The sequence below is a fragment of the Arthrobacter gengyunqii genome (assembly GCF_023022985.1).
GTDB lineage: Bacteria > Actinomycetota > Actinomycetes > Actinomycetales > Micrococcaceae > Arthrobacter_B > Arthrobacter_B gengyunqii.
This window is the reverse complement of record NZ_CP095461.1, coordinates 2426019-2441730: the sequence shown is the minus strand read 5'-3', so window position 1 is coordinate 2441730 and position 15712 is coordinate 2426019. Positions and strand designations below refer to the sequence as shown.

General features: G+C 64.4%; 13 protein-coding genes. 4 read left to right on the top strand and 9 right to left on the bottom strand.

What is annotated here, in order from left to right:
• The first annotated feature begins 75 nt into the window (after nt 1–75).
• Nucleotides 76–3732 (top strand): chromosome segregation protein SMC, encoded by a 3657-nt coding sequence (gene smc, locus MUG94_RS11225; protein ID WP_227908254.1) that lies wholly within the window; start codon nt 76–78, stop codon nt 3730–3732.
• A 33-nt stretch (nt 3733–3765) separates the two neighbouring features.
• Here smc and MUG94_RS11220 read toward each other — a convergent pair whose 3' ends face one another.
• Together MUG94_RS11220 and MUG94_RS11215 are read right to left on the bottom strand one after the other, a co-directional pair.
• Nucleotides 3766–4497 (bottom strand): glutamine amidotransferase, encoded by a 732-nt coding sequence (locus MUG94_RS11220; RefSeq protein ID WP_227890246.1) that lies wholly within the window; start codon nt 4495–4497, stop codon nt 3766–3768.
• Nucleotides 4494–5771 (bottom strand): MFS transporter, encoded by a 1278-nt coding sequence (locus tag MUG94_RS11215; protein WP_227908255.1) that lies wholly within the window; start codon nt 5769–5771, stop codon nt 4494–4496. Before MUG94_RS11215 ends, MUG94_RS11220 begins: the two co-directional genes overlap by 4 nt.
• 133 nt (nt 5772–5904) lie before the next feature.
• On the opposite strand from MUG94_RS11215, the gene ftsY reads away from it, so the two are divergent.
• On the top strand, nt 5905–7104 hold the full coding sequence (gene ftsY, locus MUG94_RS11210; protein ID WP_227890244.1) for a signal recognition particle-docking protein FtsY: 1200 nt from the start codon (nt 5905–5907) through the stop codon (nt 7102–7104).
• A gap of 101 nt (nt 7105–7205) precedes the next feature.
• Here the strand turns inward: ftsY and MUG94_RS11205 are convergent, their stop codons facing one another.
• The gene (locus MUG94_RS11205) at nt 7206–8909 is read right to left on the bottom strand and encodes a hypothetical protein (protein WP_227908256.1); all 1704 of its coding nucleotides are present in this window, start codon (nt 8907–8909) and stop codon (nt 7206–7208) included.
• 254 nt (nt 8910–9163) lie between these two features.
• On the opposite strand from MUG94_RS11205, the gene MUG94_RS11200 reads away from it, so the two are divergent.
• Both MUG94_RS11200 and MUG94_RS11195 read left to right on the top strand, forming a co-directional pair.
• Nucleotides 9164–10459, top strand: a complete 1296-nt coding sequence (locus tag MUG94_RS11200) for an ammonium transporter (RefSeq protein WP_227908257.1) — start codon at nt 9164–9166, stop codon at nt 10457–10459.
• Entirely contained in the window at nt 10456–10794 is a 339-nt protein-coding gene (locus MUG94_RS11195) for a P-II family nitrogen regulator (protein ID WP_104053827.1), read from the top strand. Before MUG94_RS11200 ends, MUG94_RS11195 begins: the two co-directional genes overlap by 4 nt.
• Before the next feature lie 119 nt (nt 10795–10913).
• Here MUG94_RS11195 and MUG94_RS11190 read toward each other — a convergent pair whose 3' ends face one another.
• From MUG94_RS11190 to MUG94_RS17235, 6 genes are all read right to left on the bottom strand, one after another.
• Nucleotides 10914–11603: a DUF6318 family protein gene (locus MUG94_RS11190; protein WP_227908258.1), complete on the bottom strand. Its 690-nt coding sequence runs from the start codon at nt 11601–11603 to the stop codon at nt 10914–10916.
• Between the two features lie 110 nt (nt 11604–11713).
• Nucleotides 11714–12376 (bottom strand): DUF6318 family protein, encoded by a 663-nt coding sequence (locus tag MUG94_RS11185; protein WP_227908259.1) that lies wholly within the window; start codon nt 12374–12376, stop codon nt 11714–11716.
• Nucleotides 12377–12486: 110 nt separating this feature from the next.
• A complete protein-coding gene (locus MUG94_RS11180) occupies nt 12487–13155 on the bottom strand; it encodes a DUF6318 family protein (protein ID WP_227908260.1) in 669 nt (222 codons plus the stop codon).
• A gap of 110 nt (nt 13156–13265) precedes the next feature.
• The gene (locus MUG94_RS11175) at nt 13266–13949 is read right to left on the bottom strand and encodes a DUF6318 family protein (protein WP_227908261.1); all 684 of its coding nucleotides are present in this window, start codon (nt 13947–13949) and stop codon (nt 13266–13268) included.
• A gap of 46 nt (nt 13950–13995) precedes the next feature.
• Nucleotides 13996–14889: a PKD domain-containing protein gene (locus MUG94_RS11170; protein ID WP_227908262.1), complete on the bottom strand. Its 894-nt coding sequence runs from the start codon at nt 14887–14889 to the stop codon at nt 13996–13998.
• Between the two features lie 8 nt (nt 14890–14897).
• Nucleotides 14898–15575: a DUF6318 family protein gene (locus MUG94_RS17235; RefSeq protein WP_227908263.1), complete on the bottom strand. Its 678-nt coding sequence runs from the start codon at nt 15573–15575 to the stop codon at nt 14898–14900.
• Between the last annotated feature and the right edge of the window lie 137 nt (nt 15576–15712).

The window sequence follows — 15712 nt, the reverse complement described above, 5'->3', positions numbered from 1 at the left end:
TGCGAGTACTGCAGATAAGTCTCAGGCACCAAGTAGATTTAGGGAATCACCCGACAGCAGGAAAGATTGGCCCCCGTGCATTTGAAGACGCTGACCATGCGTGGATTTAAGTCCTTCGCATCAGCCACCACCTTCGAGTTTGAACCCGGAGTCACCGCCGTGGTGGGGCCCAACGGCTCCGGAAAGTCCAATGTGGTGGACGCCCTGGCCTGGGTGATGGGGGAGCAGGGAGCCAAGACCCTGCGCGGCGGAAAGATGGAAGACGTTATTTTTGCCGGCACCAGCGGACGACCGGCGCTGGGCCGCGCCCAGGTGTCCCTGACGATCGACAATGCCGACGGCGCCCTGCCGATCGAATACTCCGAAGTCACCATTTCCCGGACCCTGTTCCGGTCCGGCGGCTCCGAATACGCCATCAACGGCGCCCCCGCCCGGCTGCTGGACATCCAGGAGCTGCTGTCCGATTCCGGTCTGGGCCGTGAGATGCATGTCATAGTCGGCCAGGGTCAGCTGGACCGTATCCTGCATGCCGGGGCGGATGAACGCCGTGGGTTCATCGAGGAGGCTGCCGGCATCCTCAAGCACCGCCGCCGGCGGGAAAAAACCGTGCGCAAGTTGGAAGCCATGCAGGCGAACCTTGCCCGGCTGACGGACCTGACCTCGGAGCTGCGCCGCCAGCTGGGACCGCTGGGCAAGCAGGCCGCCGTCGCCCGCCGGGCCCGCACCGTGCAGCAGGATGCCCGCGACGCCCGAGCCCGGCTGCTGGCCGATGACCTGGTGACCCTGAACGGCACCCTGGCCCGTGACGCGGCCGAGGAAGCCGAGTTGCTGGCCCGCCGCGACAAAGCGGCCGCCGTGCTGGCCGCTGCCCGTGCCCGCCAGGCTGAGCTGGAAACTCTGGCCGCGCAGGCCACCCCGCAGGTCAACGCTGCCCGGGACACCTGGTACGCCCTGTCCGCCCAGCGGGAACGGTACCTGTCCCTGATCGCCTTGGCGCAGGAGCGCCGCCGGCTGCTGGGATCTTCGGACCAGCGGGAAGACTTCGGACAGGACCCGGAGCGGTTGCAGGCTCAGGCCGAACGGGTCCGAGCCGAAGCGGAGTCCCTGAAACAGGCGATCGAGGAACGCCGTGGCGCCCTCGAGGACGCCGAGGAAGTCCGAGCCGCAGCCGAGGAAGACGCCGCCGCCGAAGAGCGGCGCCTGGCCGCCGTGCTGCGGGCCGCAGCTGACCGCCGCGAAGGCCTGGCCCGGATTGCCGGAGCCGTGGGCTCGGCCCGATCCCGGGTGGATGCAGCCGAGGCGGAACTGGGCCGGCTGCGTGCGTCCATCAGTGCCGGGGAGGAACGCCGCCGGCAGGCGCAGCAGGAATTCACCGCGCTGGAGAACTCCGCGGCCGGCGCCGAGGAAAGCGAAGAAGGACTGGACGCAGAGTACGAGGACGCCGTGGCCGACCTCGACGAAGCGGTTGCCGCGCTGGAGGAGCTGCGCCGCACCAAACAGGAGGCGGACCGGGAACGGGAAACCCTGACCGCCCGCCGCGACGCCCTGCGGGTGGGGCTGGACCGCCGGGACGGTTCCGCCGTGCTGCTGGACGCCGGAGTGGAGGGCGTGCTGGCGCCGCTCGCGTCGCAGCTCACCGTCCGGGCCGGCTGCGAACGGGCCGTCACTGCGGCCCTGGGCTCCGCGGCGTCCGCGGTGGCGGTGGCGGACACTGCAGCTGCGGTCCGCGCCCTGACGCATCTCAAGGAAGCCGACGGCGGGCAGGTGGACCTGGTGCTGGCGTCCCGGTCGGCGGTGGATGCCAGTGCCGGGGACACAGGTTTGGGGAAGCCGGCTGCCGACGGCGGAGCACCTTCCGGCCGGCGGGTAGCCGTTGAAGGAGCGGTCTGGGCCTTGGATGCCGTTGACGCTCCGGCGGAGCTGCGTCCCGCTCTGGGCCGGCTGCTGGCGGACACCGTCATTGTGGCGTCCCTGTCCGACGCGGCCGAGCTGCTGGTGGAACATCCGGAACTGACCGCCGTGACCGCCGATGGAGAAGTGCTCTCCGTGTTTTCCGGACGCGGGGGATCGGCCTCAGCGCCGGGGCTGCTTGAGCTGCAGGCCGCAGTGGAGGAAACCGAGGCACGGATCCGGGCTGCCGCCGCCCGGTCCGAACAAGCGGGCTTCGCCCTTTCCGGAGCCATTGCCCGCCGAAACGCCGCTCAGCAGCGCACCGATGACGCTTTGGCAGCACTGCACGACTCCGATGCCCGCCTGGCCGCCGTCGCCGAACGGCTCGGCACCCTCGGTTCGGCCCTGCGTTCGGCCGTCGGTGAATCCGAACGGCTGAAACAGCTGGTCTCAGCCGCGGAAACGAATCTTGCTGCCGAACAGGAAGCCCTGGCGGCGGCAGCGGCACGCCTGGCTGCCGCGAGTGACGCACCGGCGGAAGCCGAACCGTCCACGGAACAGCGCGAGGCGCTGGCGCTCGCCGCTGCCGCCGCCCGCCGGGCCGAAACCGACGCCCGACTGGCCCTGCGCTCCGCCGAGGAGCAGCACAAGGCGGTGGCCGGACGGGCGGCCGGCCTGGAACGCGCGGCGGAAAGCGAACGCCGGGCCCGCGCCGCCGCAGAGGTGCGCGCACGCCGTCGTGCACTGCAGGCGGCAAAGGCAGCCGCAGTGGCGGAAGCTGCAGGCTCGGCACTGCGGTTCCTGGACGTGTCGCTGGAAGCGGCAGCGGCTGAACGGGACTCCGCTGAGGCGGTGCGCACCGCCTGGGATGAGGAACTGGCGGTTGTCCGCACAGCTGCAGCGAATGCCGCCGCCGAGGTGGCCGGGCTTACCGATTCGGTGCACCGCGATGAACTGGCCCGCGCCCAGCAGCAGCTGCGCGTGGAGGCGCTGGAGACCCGCGCCATCGAAGAGCTGGGCATGACGCCGGAGCACCTGGTGGCGGAGTTCGGCCCGGACCAGCCGGTTCCGGTACCGGTGGAGGCGGATCCAGCGGCATCCTCCGGCGACAAATGGGCAGCCCTGCACACGCCCGTGGATGAGGACGGAAATCCGCTCACCACCGGTGTTCCCTACAACCGGGCAGCACAGGAAAAGCGGCTGAAGCAGGCCGAACGCGATCTTGCCGCACTTGGCCGGGTCAATCCGCTGGCGCTGGAAGAGTTCGCCGCACTGGAGGAACGGCACACGTTCCTCAGCACACAGCTGGAGGATCTGAAGGCCACCCGCCGCGATCTGCTGGACATCATCAAGGACGTGGACCGCAAGGTGGAAGAAGTCTTCACCGCGGCCTACCGGGACACGGCCGAACAGTTTGAACGCGTGTTCGCCACCCTCTTTCCGGGCGGCGAGGGCCGGCTGGTCCTGACCGATCCGAGTGACATGCTCACCACCGGCATCGAGATCCAGGCCCGGCCCGCCGGCAAGAAGATCAAACGGCTGTCACTGCTGTCCGGCGGAGAGCGGTCCCTGACCGCGGTGGCCCTGCTGGTGGCGATCTTCAAGGCGCGGCCCTCGCCGTTCTACGTCATGGACGAGGTGGAGGCTGCCCTGGACGACACCAACCTGAGCCGGCTGATCACCATCTTCGAGGAGCTGAAGGAGTCCAGCCAGCTGATCATCATCACCCACCAGAAGCGGACGATGGAAGTGGCTGACGCGCTGTACGGGGTGACCATGCAGGGCGACGGCGTCTCCACCGTGATCAGCCAGCGGCTGGATAAGGACAAGGTCCGCGGGTAGCGACTGGGCTGCCGGCGACACTCGGCCGGCCCGTTACCGGGCGTAGCGCCGCACGAAGTTGCCCAGGATCAGCGGCGGCACACTGACGTCTGCGTCGCGTACGGACGCCTTGACGGTGTCGGCCTCCTCCGGCGGGAAGTAACCGGCATGCCGATACACGGTGATGCGGGTCAGCAGGCCCGGAACGTCCAGCTCGGGATGGAACTGCGTGGCGTAGAGGTTCTCCTTGATCCGGAACATCTGCACCGGGCAGGAGGAGGAACCGGCAAGGTTCACCGCGTTGGGCGGCAGCACGGAGATGGCCTCGCGGTGCCCCACAAAGGCGGTGAAGGAATCCGGCACGCCGTCGAGCAGCGGGTCCTGCCGGCCGTCGGCCGTGAGCTTGATGTCCACGGCGCCGATCGCTTCCCCGAATTGCCGGTCCACGGTCCCGCCCTGGTGGCGGCCGAGGGTGCCTACTCCGTAGCAGGCGCCCAGGAAGGGGAAATCGCGCTCGACGACGTCGTCCAGCAGCGCTCCCAGCTCACTCTCGACCCGCAGCTGCAGCTCCGACTTGGAGCTGTCCGGATCACTGGCGTTGAACGGACTGCCGCTGACGATGATCCCGCTGTAGTCGTCCAGATCGAGGTGCTGCAGGGGACCGGCCTCGAGCCGGATCCGCTGCAGCTGGTCAGGTTCCAGGTTTCCGAAGCGGAGGAACGCCTCATATTCTTCGGTGGCGGCATCGTCTTCGGCCCGGGAGGCCAGCAGGAGGAAAGGCTTCATTCCTTGATCGTAGTGCCGCCCGGCCCTGCTGAGGCGTCCGGCCCCGCACCGGGCTCCGGAGCAGCCGGAGGGACAGTGGATTCCGCTTCGGTTTGCAGGGTCTCGCGGGCACCGATCCAGGCGAAGCACGCCATGACCACAATCGCCCCGGTCACCCCGAACGCCCAGTTGAAGCCCAGCGAGTCGGCGAGCAGCCCGGCCAGGATGGGACCCACAATGGCGCCGCTGTCGCTGGCCATCTGGAACGTGGCCAGCACTTTTCCGCCGCTGCGGTCGTTGCCCACCACATCGCCGACGGCGGCCTGCTGCGCCGGGTTCAGCAGCCCGGTGCCCATGCCGGCGATGGCGGAAACCACCAGGAACATGGGGACGCTGGTGCTGAAGCCGATGGCGGCGGTGGCCGCGGCGTTCACCGCCAGGCCGGTGAGCACAAGCGGCCGGCGGCCCCAGCCGTCGGCGAGGCGGCCGGAGAAGGTCAGGACGACGGCGGTGCCGGCGGCGAACGCGGTCAGCGAGATGCCGGCAATTTCCGGGCCGGCGGACAGAGCTGCTGCAGCGAACAATGGCAGGAGCGAGTTGCGGACCCCAAACGAGGACCAGCCGTTGGCGAAGCTGGAGGCCAGCGCGGCACGGTAGGCGGAATCACCCAGCGCTTCGCGGACCGTCAGGACCGGCCGGGCGGCGGGCTTGGGCGCGCCGCTGGCCAGCCGGGCGTCCTTGAGCTGGAAGGCGACGACGGCGGAGGCCACCACCAGCGCCCCCGCGTAGACCAGGAAGGGCACGCGCAGCCCGAATCCGGCCAGCAGCCCGCCCGCGAGGGGGCCGAGGATGTTGCCGAGCAGGAAGGACGAGGCATAGGCGCCGGATACCCGGCCGCGGACCGCGGGTTTGGCCAGCCGGATGATCAGCGCCATGGCCGAGATGGTGAACATGGTGGAGCCGATGCCGCCCAGGCCGCGGAAGACCAGCAGCTGCCAGTAACTTTCAGCGAAGGCGCAGGCTGCAGTGGAGGCGGCAACAATGAGCAGCCCCGCTATGTAGACCGGGCGCTCGCCGAACTTCTCCAGCAGCGCTCCGCCGGCCGGGGCGAAGATCAGCCGGGTGAAGGCAAACGCGCTGACGATGACCGAGGACGCGGCAACACCCACGTTGAAACTCTGGGCGAACTGCGGCAGCACCGGGGCCACGAGGCCGAAACCGAGGGCGATGACAAACGCAGCGGCAATGAGGACTTTGATTTCCCGCGGAATCGCGAGACGGGGAGGTCGGACCATGATGCTCTGATTCTCTCAGACACTCTCGCCTCCCGAATGCGTGTCGGGGCGGACGATGGAGGGACCGGCCGTGCGCTTGCGCACACCGGTGCACGGGTGCCCGGAAACACACCGGTGTGACATGCTAAAGAGCGTGAATGAGACTCTTGCGATTGTGATCTATGTGGTCATCGCCCTTGCCGTCGTCGGCTCCGTGGCAGCTCTGCTGGTACGGACCCGCCGAACCCCCAAGGGGATGTATCCCACCACCCGTGACGCCAATGATCCCGTGACCGGAACCGGTGCGCACGCTGCCGGCACCGACGTCCTGGATGCGCCCCCGGCGGAGACCGACGTCGTCGTGCCCGATGACCTGCGCGATCTGGAGGAAGCGGCACCCGCCCCCGAGGCACCGTCGCTGGAAACCCCCGATCCGGTGCAGGGCCGACTGGCCCGCCTGCGCGCCCGCCTGTCCAAGTCCAACAATGCCCTGGGCAAGGCGCTGCTGGCGCTGCTGTCCAGCGACAAGATTGACGAGGATGTCTGGGACGAGATCGAGGAGACGCTGCTGCTGGCGGACCTCGGCACCGAACCGACCATGGAACTGGTCGATGCCCTGCGCGAGCGGGTAAAGATTTCCGGCAGCCGCGACCCCCAGGAAGTCCACCAGATGCTCCGCGAGGAGCTCATCAAGATCGTGGATCCGACCATGGACCGTTCCCTGGCCGTCACCCGGCATGCGGACAAGCCCGCCGTCGTCATGGTGGTGGGCGTGAACGGCGTCGGCAAGACCACCACGGTGGGCAAGCTGGCCCGCGTGCTGGTGGCCGAGGACAAGGACGTGCTGCTGGGTGCTGCGGACACGTTCCGTGCCGCCGCCGCGGAACAGCTGGCGACCTGGGGACAGCGGGTGGGCGTTCCCACCGTGCGTTCCGAGATCGACGGTGCCGATCCCGCCTCCGTTGCCTTCGAAGCAGTGAAAGCCGGCATCGACGGCGAGGTGGACGTGGTGCTGATCGACACCGCCGGCCGCCTGCAGAACAAGGTTGGCCTGATGGACGAGCTCGGCAAGGTCAAGCGCGTCATTGAAAAGCAGGCCGAGGTGGACGAGGTCCTCCTGGTCCTGGACGCCACCACGGGCCAGAACGGCCTGATGCAGGCCAAGGTCTTCTCTGAGGTCGTCAATATCACCGGCATTGTCCTGACCAAGCTGGACGGCACCGCCAAGGGCGGCATCGTCGTCGCCATCCAGCGCACCCTGGGCGTACCCGTGAAACTCATCGGCCTGGGTGAAGGCGCCGATGACCTGGCGCCGTTCGAAGCCGACGGCTTTGTGGACGCGCTGCTGAGCTAGGCACCTCCCCAAAACGCCAAGGGCTCCGCACTTTCCCCGAGGGGAAGTGCGGAGCCCTTTGTCTTGCCGTTGCAGGATTGCTCCCTGCGGACGGCTTTTGGCTAGAACGTAAAGTTCAGCACCGTCACCGTGCCCGCGGTGAGCGGGAAGGTCTGCGTGCTGGAACCGTATTCGAAGCCCGGCACCGTGAGACGCTCGGCGGCCGGCGTGCCTTCGGCGGGAGCGCCGTCGATCAGGGTGCCGTCCTGGGCCGTGTAGGAGGTGCCCGTCATCTGGGACATGGTCCCGGTCAGTGCCTTGCCGGGGAGCTCGAGAGTGACCTGGGTCTGGGCATCCGTTTCGGGGTTGTTGTTGTTGACCACTGCCACGCTGATGCTGCCGTCCGCGTGACGCACGGCGTACGGGTAGGACAGGCCGCCGCCGGTGGTATCCAGCTGCAGGAATTCGCCGGCCGGCATTTCGGCCACCATGGACAGGCCGTAGTAGTTGGCCCGTTCATCCACTGCTCCGTTGGGCTGCAGGTAGGCGCCGCCGGCGCAGATGGCGGACATGGGCGGTCCGCCCTGGCAGGTGATCAGCGAGCTGTGGAAGCTGACCCGGGAGATGCCCATCTGTGCGGCACTCAGTGCGTAGTCCGCACTCCAGAGAGCCGAGGCATGGGTTTTGGTGGTTTCGTTGGAGCCGGGGCAGGCCGAGACGCCGGTTTCGGGGATCCAGGTTTCCAATCCCGCCGTCCGGGCCGGTTCCATGGCCGCGCCGCGGAAGTTGTTGGCGTGGTCATGCAGGTGGCGAGTGGTCAGGTTTGCCAGGATGGGCTCGCCCAGCGGATCCGCGCCTTCGCAGGAGGACAGCGGGTAGTGGTGGAAGGAGAGGATCTTCTTCTGCGGCAGTTCCACCTCGGTGAACGGACCCCACCAGGTCTGCTCATAGGTGCCCGGGCCCACGATGGGGACTTCCGGAGCCACGGCATACATGGCCTCCGCGTAGGCCTTCAGCTCGGTCAGGTAGTCCTGAATACCGTAGCCGGAGTTCCGAAGTCCGGTCTTGGCGAAGCCGTTGGGCTCGTTGCCCACCGTGATCCCGACCAGGCGCTCGCCGAACGCTGCGGCGGCGTACTTGGTCATGTCGGCCGCGCGGGCCGGATCGTAGTTGCCCAGATCCACGGTCAGGGCAATCTGCCCGTCAACGGCTTCCAGCAGGGTGTTGACCCGCTCCAGATCCGCGGGGGTGACGGCGCGGACGGGATGGGCCTTATCGCCGGAGAGGTTTCCGGGAATGGCTTCGCCGGCGGAAGTCCAGAAGAAGCGCCGGTCCACCGCGTTGCCGCCGAAGCGCAGCAGCGGCCGGCCGAGACCTGAAATCGACTCCACCATTTCGGGATTGTCACCGGACAGCGAAGGATCCGCCAGGTCCGTGGCCTCCAGGGAGAGCCCGATCAGTCCGTCCGGCAGGGCAGTGCCGGTGCTCGCCGCAGCGACATTGATGCTCAGCGGCTCCACGGGATTCAGCGGCGATCCGGCAGGCGGACCAACCTGGTCGTAATAAGTGACAGCCGGTGCAGGGGGCAGCGTCGGCTCGGCCGACACAGTGAACGGGGTTCCGGTGGGGGAGGGAGCCGCGGCCGGGGCGGGATCGGCGTCGTTCATCACCATCGGTGCCACAACGGCTCCGGCGGCCAGCACGGCCACCAGAGCTGTCCCGGAGATGATCCACGATTTCTTCTTGTTCTTGCCGGGGGGTTTGTTCTGGCCGTCGTCGGCGGCCAGGGAATCTGGACCGCCGGCTGGCGGAAACTGCTCGGGCATAAAGGATGTACCTCCGGTTGGTGAGACTTAGGAACCATCCTAGCGGCGGGCAGGGCGACCGAAGGCCCGCCGGGGCCCTCCTCACTGGTCCCCGGACAAGCGGCGAAACGCAGCGGAAACTTTTCCGTCACCGACTGTTTACACCGACCCGCGGTTTGTAATGTTCCGGCAACCTCCCCGGGCCATTGCCGAAATCTTGCACCGGCAGAGTTCATGGTGCGGGAAGGGCCCGCGGTAGGTGAAGGGACGTGAAGATGGATCTGTCAGCAGGTCACGTCTGGGTGATGATTTCGGCGGCACTGGTGCTGCTCATGACGCCCGGAGTGGCATTCTTTTACGGCGGCATGACCCGCGCCAAGGCAGCACTGAACATGATGATGATGAGCTTTGTCTCCATCGGCCTTGTGGGGGTTGTCTGGGTTCTGTGGGGCTTCTCCATGACCGGGGGCGACGGCGTGGGCGGGCTGTTCGGCAACCCCTTCACTTCCTTCGGACTTGAGTCCCTGATCGGCACCGAAGACCTCATCAGCGCCGGCTTCGGCGCCACCTTCGCCATCATCACGGTGGCCCTGATCAGCGGCGCCATTGCGGACCGCGCCAAGTTCAGCGCCTGGGCGGTCTTCGTTCCCGTCTGGGTGACCCTGGTGTACTGCCCGCTGGCCTTCATGGTCTGGGGCGGCGGACTGCTCGGCGAAGAGGGCGCCATCGGCTCGGTGGTCGGAGAAGCCATCGACTTTGCCGGCGGCACCGTGGTTCACATCAACGCCGGTGTGGCAGCCCTGGTGCTGGCCCTGATCATCGGCAAGCGCAAGGGCTTCGGCAAGGACCCGAGCCAGCGTCCCCACAACATTCCGTTTGTCATGCTGGGCGCCACCCTGCTGTGGTTCGGCTGGTTCGGTTTCAACGGAGGAGCCGCCGGCAGCGCCGAGGAAGCCGGCCTGATCTGGGTCAACACCATGGCCGCTCCGGCCGCTGCGATGGTCGGCTGGCTGCTGACCGAACGCATCCGTGACGGACGCCCGACGTCGCTCGGCGCCGCCTCCGGCATTGTTGCCGGTCTCGTGGCCATCACTCCGGCCTGTGCCAACGTCAGCCCGCTGGGCGCTGTCGGGCTGGGCCTGCTGGCCGGAGTCCTCTCGGCGCTCGCCGTCGGCCTGAAGTACAAGCTGGGCTATGACGATTCACTCGACGTGGTGGGCGTGCACCTGGTGGCCGGCATCGTGGGCACCCTGGCGCTGGGCTTCATTGCGCTTCCAATCGAGGGTGAAGGCGGCGGCCTGTTCTACGGCGGCGGCTTCGCGCAGCTCGGTGCACAGCTGGTTGCCATGGTCGTAGCAATCCTCTTCTCCGCCGTCCTGACCCTGGTGATCGGCCTGGCCATCCATAAGGCCATCGGCTTCCGGGTCTCCGAGGAGCAGGAAGTCAATGGCGTGGACCTGAGCGAACACGCAGAAACCGCTTACGAATTCGGCGGCCTGGGCGTGGGCGGTTCCTTCCGTCCCACTCACGAAGCCGTCCGCACCGCCACGAAGGAGAGCGTCAACTCATGAAACTCGTAACGGCCATTGTTCGGCCCGAAAAACTCGATGCCGTCCGCGGTTCCCTGGAAAGCTACGGCGTGCAGGGGCTGACCGTCAGCCAGGCCAACGGCTACGGACGCCAGCGCGGCCACACCGAGGTGTACCGCGGCGCCGAATACACCGTGGACCTGCTGCCGAAGATCCGCATTGAGGTCCTGGTGGCCAACGAATGGCTCAACGACATTGTGGATGTACTGGTCTCCACGGCCAACACCGGCCGCGCCGGCGACGGCAAGGTGTGGGTGGTCAACGTGGAGGAAGCCCTCCGGGTCCGCACCGGCGAACGCGGGGACTCCGCGCTGTAGGTGTGGGGGACAGGAAGACCCCTTGGGAAGGCTGTGTGGTTGCAGCCAACCCGAGGGGTCTTCTCGATTCTTTTGTCTCCACAAGGACCGGGCCGGCTGCGCCGGTCGCGCGCACGCATTCACTGTTGCACTTGCAGCGTTTCCAAGGTCCTGACATGCCAGCCACCATCAAGGAACTCGGCCTCCATGATTTGCTCAATGGGAATGCCGATGCCCTTGGTTGTCCCTTGGTAGCCTTCCGGACCGTAATACACCAAAGGTTCCTGGGTGATCGTGATGATCGCTTGGAAGTAACCATCAACGGTTGGAACGAAGTCGAAGGAAGGGGTGGTGACACCTTCGACGTGGACTTTGCCCCCGGCCATCCAATCACCGTCCACGTACCCGCTGGCCAAGGTGCGGTAGTAACCGTCGCAGACAAGACAGGTGTCACCGCTGACGGTGCGTACCGGTTCAACGTCTCCGGTTGCATAACCGTAGTTGGCCAACTCGTACCAGTGCGCTGCGAAGGCCTCGAGACCTTCCCGGGATTCCTGCCTTGCGAGCTCAGGCATTTCCGGCAGCAGCACATTCTCGGCAGGACCCTTCACGCTCGCAGGCTTGTATGCGGGAGCGGTAGGTGTTGGAGGCGGGGCTGGAACAGCGGTTTCACCGGCATCAGTGGTTTCACTTGGCTCGGCACTGTTCGTGGTTTGATCGGCAGCCTGTGCTTCGGGATCCGTTTCGCCTCCGGAGCACCCGCCCAGCAGAAGGATGGCGGCTAGGCCCAGGGAGCCCAGCCGGAGCGGAGCGACAGCAGAACGGATCATCAAAGTACCCCTTGCGAACAATCGTGCGGGACTGGTTGTGACAGCAAGGGTACGAGGCTGCGGAACTCATCCGGAGTTATCCACAGAGTGATGCCAGAAGCCTTCAGTGGTTACATATTTTCAACCAAGTTCACGACCCAGTGGTCGGAGATGTACGTTGCCTCCATGATTTGTGCAGTCGTTGACTCATCAATCGGAGCCTCAACATACACTTTCCCGTTAGGTCCTCGGTTAGCGCTCGCATCCTGCCTAATCGACAAGAGGAGTTGGTAGCGTCCCTCTGGAGTTTGGATGAACTTGGTTCCGGTCTGGAGAACGTTTATTTTTCCACCCTGGATCCAGTCGCCGTCCACGTATCCCTTTTCCAGATCGTCATAGAATGATTCGCAGATCTCGCAGTCGGGTGCACTGATTTCCCTTACCGGCGCAGCGTCTCCGGTTTCGTACCCGTAGTTCACCAGGTCGAACCAGTGCTCACCGAAGGCGATCAGCCCTTCCTTCGACTCTTCCTTCGCAACCTCGGGCATCACAGGCAGAGGCACGTTCTCCGCGGGCCCCTCAGCGGTTACCGGCTTGTAGGTGGCGGTGGGTGTGGCAGAAGGAGCTGCGCTTTCCGTGGGGCTGGTGCGTTCGCTGGAGGAAGGGCTGCTCGAGCTGTTCTCGGCTGCTTCAGCGTTGGGTTCGCCGCTGGATCGGGAGCATCCGCCGAGCACCAGGATGGCGGCAATACCCAGGGTACCCAGTCGGAGCGGAGCGACAGCAGAACGGATCATCAGAGTTCCCCTTGCGAACAGTGGTGCGGGACTGGTTGTGACAGCAAGGGTACGAGGCTGCGGCACGCATCCGGAGTTGTCCACAGAGTGATGTCAGATGCTTTCAGCGGTTACATGTTCTCAACCAAGTTCACGACCCAGTGGTCGGAGACGTACGTTGCTTCCATAATGAATGCGGAGGATTCTTCATCGGCAGCGGCTTCATGATAAATCTTGCCGTTCGGACCACGATTGAAGCTAGCATCTTGTCTGATTGACAGAATTAACTGGAACCGTCCTTCAGGCGTCTGGATAAATTGAGTGCCGCGAGAAATTACCCTGAGATGTCCACCTTGAATCCAATCGTCATTGACATACCCCTCATTCACATCCGCATAGAATGACTCGCACCGCTCACAGTCCGGTGCGCTTATCGCTCTCACAGGTGAAGTTTCCCCGGTTTCGTACCCGTAATTCACCAAGTCAAACCAGTGCTCTCCGAAAGTCTCGAGACCCTCCTTCGATTGCTCCTTCGCAACATCAGGCATGACAGGCAGAGGCACATTCTCGGCGGGACTCTCAGCGGTCGCCGGCTTGTAGGCGGCAGTGGGCGTCGGTGTCGCAGAGGGAGCGGCGCTTTCCATCGGGCTGGTGCTTTCGCTGGAGGAAGGGCTGCTCGGGCTGTTTTCGGCGGCTTCAGCGTTGGGCTCGCCGGTAGATCCGGAGCATCCGCCGAGCAGAAGGATGGCGGCCAGGCCCAGGGCACCCAGCCGGAGCGGAGCGACAGCAGAACGGATCATCAAAGTACCCCTTGCGAACAATCGTGCGGGACTGCTTGTGACAGCAAGGGTATGAGGCTGCGGCACTCATCCGGAGTTATCCACAGGATGATGCCAGATGCCTTCAGTGGTTACATATTTTCAACCAAGTTCACGACCCAGTGGTTGGAGACGTACGTTGCCTCCATAATTTGTGCTGTTGCTTGTTTATCGCCGGCGGAACCTTCACCGTAGATCACTCCGTTTGGGCCCCGATTCACCCCTGCGCCCTGCCGGATTGACAGCAGCAACTGGTAGCGACCCTCCGATGTTTTCTGAAATTGAGAACCGCTTGAGGAAATACTTATTTTCCCGCCTTGGATCCAGTCGTCATTCTCGTATCCTTCCTCCAGATCCACGTAGTAGAGCTCACAGAGCTGGCACTCGGGTGTGCTTAGTGCTTTTACCGGTGAAGCGTCTCCGGTCTCGTAGCCGTAGTTCAACAAGCTGAACCAGTAGGCCCCGAAAGCTATTAAGCCCTCTTTGGATTCTCTCTTCGCAAGCTCTGGCATGATCGGCAGGGGCACGTTCTCGGCTGGGCCCTCAGCGGTCGCCGGCTTGTAGGCGGCAGCGGGTGCCGGCGCCGTAGAGGGGGTGGCGCTTTCAATCGGGCCGGAGCTGTTAGTGGCAGAAGCGCTGCTCGAGCTGTTCTCGGCGGCTTCAGCGTTGGGCTCGCCGGTAGATCCGGAGCATCCGCCGAGCACCAGGATGGCTGCAAGTCCCAGCACTCCAAACCGTGCAGCGGGAACAGCAGGTCGGGCAGAAGTGCGGATCATCGGATTACCCCCTGGAACAGGTGCGGGACTGAGATGTGACGCCAACTCAGCAGCCGTAGCCAGCCGGATTTACCCGGCAGTCATCGGCGACGTTGTGGGATTCTGATTTCCACACGCTGATGGCCACGGGGGCAGACGGGACCGTAGCTCGGCCGTCGATGGGCACCATGGGGCCGCCGTTGATCGAATACTCCGCTGAAAAGTACACCGTGACGGAGGCTTGAAAGTTTCCCGTTGCCCGGTATACATGGCTAGTCGAGGTCTCTTCACCCCAGCGGCCTGGGGGGAGGGGTCCTCCGGCCGGAGATGCAGGACCGTAAACGGTGCCGTCTCCGTAGCTCCACTCGTACTCTGTTGGTCGAGCGACAATTCGAATATCTTGTTCAAACATTGCAAAGTCAAAAACTTGTTCAGTCGCTTCTACGTAGAAGTTTGTGTGCGCACCAATCAGGGTGTGAGGACTTGGCTGCAACGCAAGTGTGCCCGGCAATATAGGTCGTGACTGGAACTCGTTGAGTATGGTTTCTCGAATCTGGTCGCCAATATCCCGTGGTTTTTCTGCGTAAATGCAGGACGGATCAGGGCTCAGAGGATTCCAGGCTTGCCCGCTGTCTTTTAGTCGTGAGAACCAATAGACCAATTTACCGCCCGCCGCAGCCTTGCAATATCTTTCATTCTCATTAAGGCAGAGTATGTTGCCGACGTCTCCCTCAAAACATTTTAGCTCAAACCTGTATTCAGTCAGATTCTCTGGCACCCCCGTGTCAAAGTGGGACCATTCACCGCTTCCAGGAATTTCAAAGTATGCACCAACATAAACTCTATCGTCGTCCACCCCGCCCTCTCCGCTTCCACCGCCGTTGTCTTTAGCGCTAGCTGGGGCGCCGGCAGATAGGAAAAGTGCGATAAACGCCACAATGGCGGAAACTTTGAGTTTCATTTCGGGCCTTACTGAATCGTAACAGCATTGTGGGCGAACCACTGTCCATTATTGTAGGTTGCTTCAATCATTTGAACAGTAGTTCCTTCTACGCCATCATTTTCCCCATATAAAAGGCCCCCAGGGCCGCGGAACTCATAAGGGTCTTGTCTTATCTGTATCAGAACTTGGTATACACCTTTGCTGGTTACTACATAATTTGTTTTGGTCGACATAACCACCAGCTCCCCGCCGAATATCCAATCTTCTTCGTCGTAGCCATTACCCAGGAGCCTGTATACGTTGCCACAAACGACGCAGTCCGGGCCGCTGATCTGCTTCAGTGGCTCCACATCCCCCGTTTCAAACCCGTAATTCATCAGGTCGTACCAGTGGGTGGCGAAGGCTTTCAGTCCCTCCGCGGACTCTTCCTTCGCAACCTCGGGCATGACAGGTAGAGGCACATTCTCGGCGGGGCCCTCAGCGGTTGCCGGTTTGTAGGCGGCAGTTGGGGTTGGCGTCGCGGAGGGAGTAGCGCTCTCCGTGGGCCTCTCACTCGCTGAAGGGCTGCTGGAGTTGTTCTCGGCTGCCTCGGCGTTGGGGTCGCCGCCGGATCCGGAACATCCGCCGAGCACCAGAACGGCAGCCAGTCCGAACACTCCAAACCGTGCAGCGGGAACAGCAGAACGGACAGAAGTACGGATCATCGAATTACCCCCGGGAAAAATGGTGCGGGACTGGATGTGACGCCAATGCTACGAGCCTGGACGACAGCATACGGAGTTATCCACAGTGCACCAGAGGAAATTCAAAAGCGATCAAATCGACCGAGAGCGGGAACGGT

Bases quoted from the DNA above. Each gene is read 5' to 3' on its own strand.
- MUG94_RS11185 (WP_227908259.1), bottom strand. From the start codon at position 12,376: ATGATCCGTTCTGCTGTCGCTCCGCTCCGACTGGGTACCCTGGGTATT.
- MUG94_RS11220 (WP_227890246.1), bottom strand. From the start codon at position 4,497: ATGAAGCCTTTCCTCCTGCTGGCCTCCCGGGCCGAAGACGATGCCGCC.
- MUG94_RS11190 (WP_227908258.1), bottom strand. From the start codon at position 11,603: ATGATCCGTTCTGCTGTCGCTCCGCTCCGGCTGGGCTCCCTGGGCCTA.
- MUG94_RS11200 (WP_227908257.1), top strand. From the start codon at position 9,164: ATGGATCTGTCAGCAGGTCACGTCTGGGTGATGATTTCGGCGGCACTG.
- MUG94_RS11175 (WP_227908261.1), bottom strand. From the start codon at position 13,949: ATGATCCGCACTTCTGCCCGACCTGCTGTTCCCGCTGCACGGTTTGGA.
- MUG94_RS17235 (WP_227908263.1), bottom strand. From the start codon at position 15,575: ATGATCCGTACTTCTGTCCGTTCTGCTGTTCCCGCTGCACGGTTTGGA.
- MUG94_RS11180 (WP_227908260.1), bottom strand. From the start codon at position 13,155: ATGATCCGTTCTGCTGTCGCTCCGCTCCGGCTGGGTGCCCTGGGCCTG.
- MUG94_RS11205 (WP_227908256.1), bottom strand. From the start codon at position 8,909: ATGCCCGAGCAGTTTCCGCCAGCCGGCGGTCCAGATTCCCTGGCCGCC.
- MUG94_RS11195 (WP_104053827.1), top strand. From the start codon at position 10,456: ATGAAACTCGTAACGGCCATTGTTCGGCCCGAAAAACTCGATGCCGTC.
- MUG94_RS11215 (WP_227908255.1), bottom strand. From the start codon at position 5,771: ATGGTCCGACCTCCCCGTCTCGCGATTCCGCGGGAAATCAAAGTCCTC.
- MUG94_RS11170 (WP_227908262.1), bottom strand. From the start codon at position 14,889: ATGAAACTCAAAGTTTCCGCCATTGTGGCGTTTATCGCACTTTTCCTA.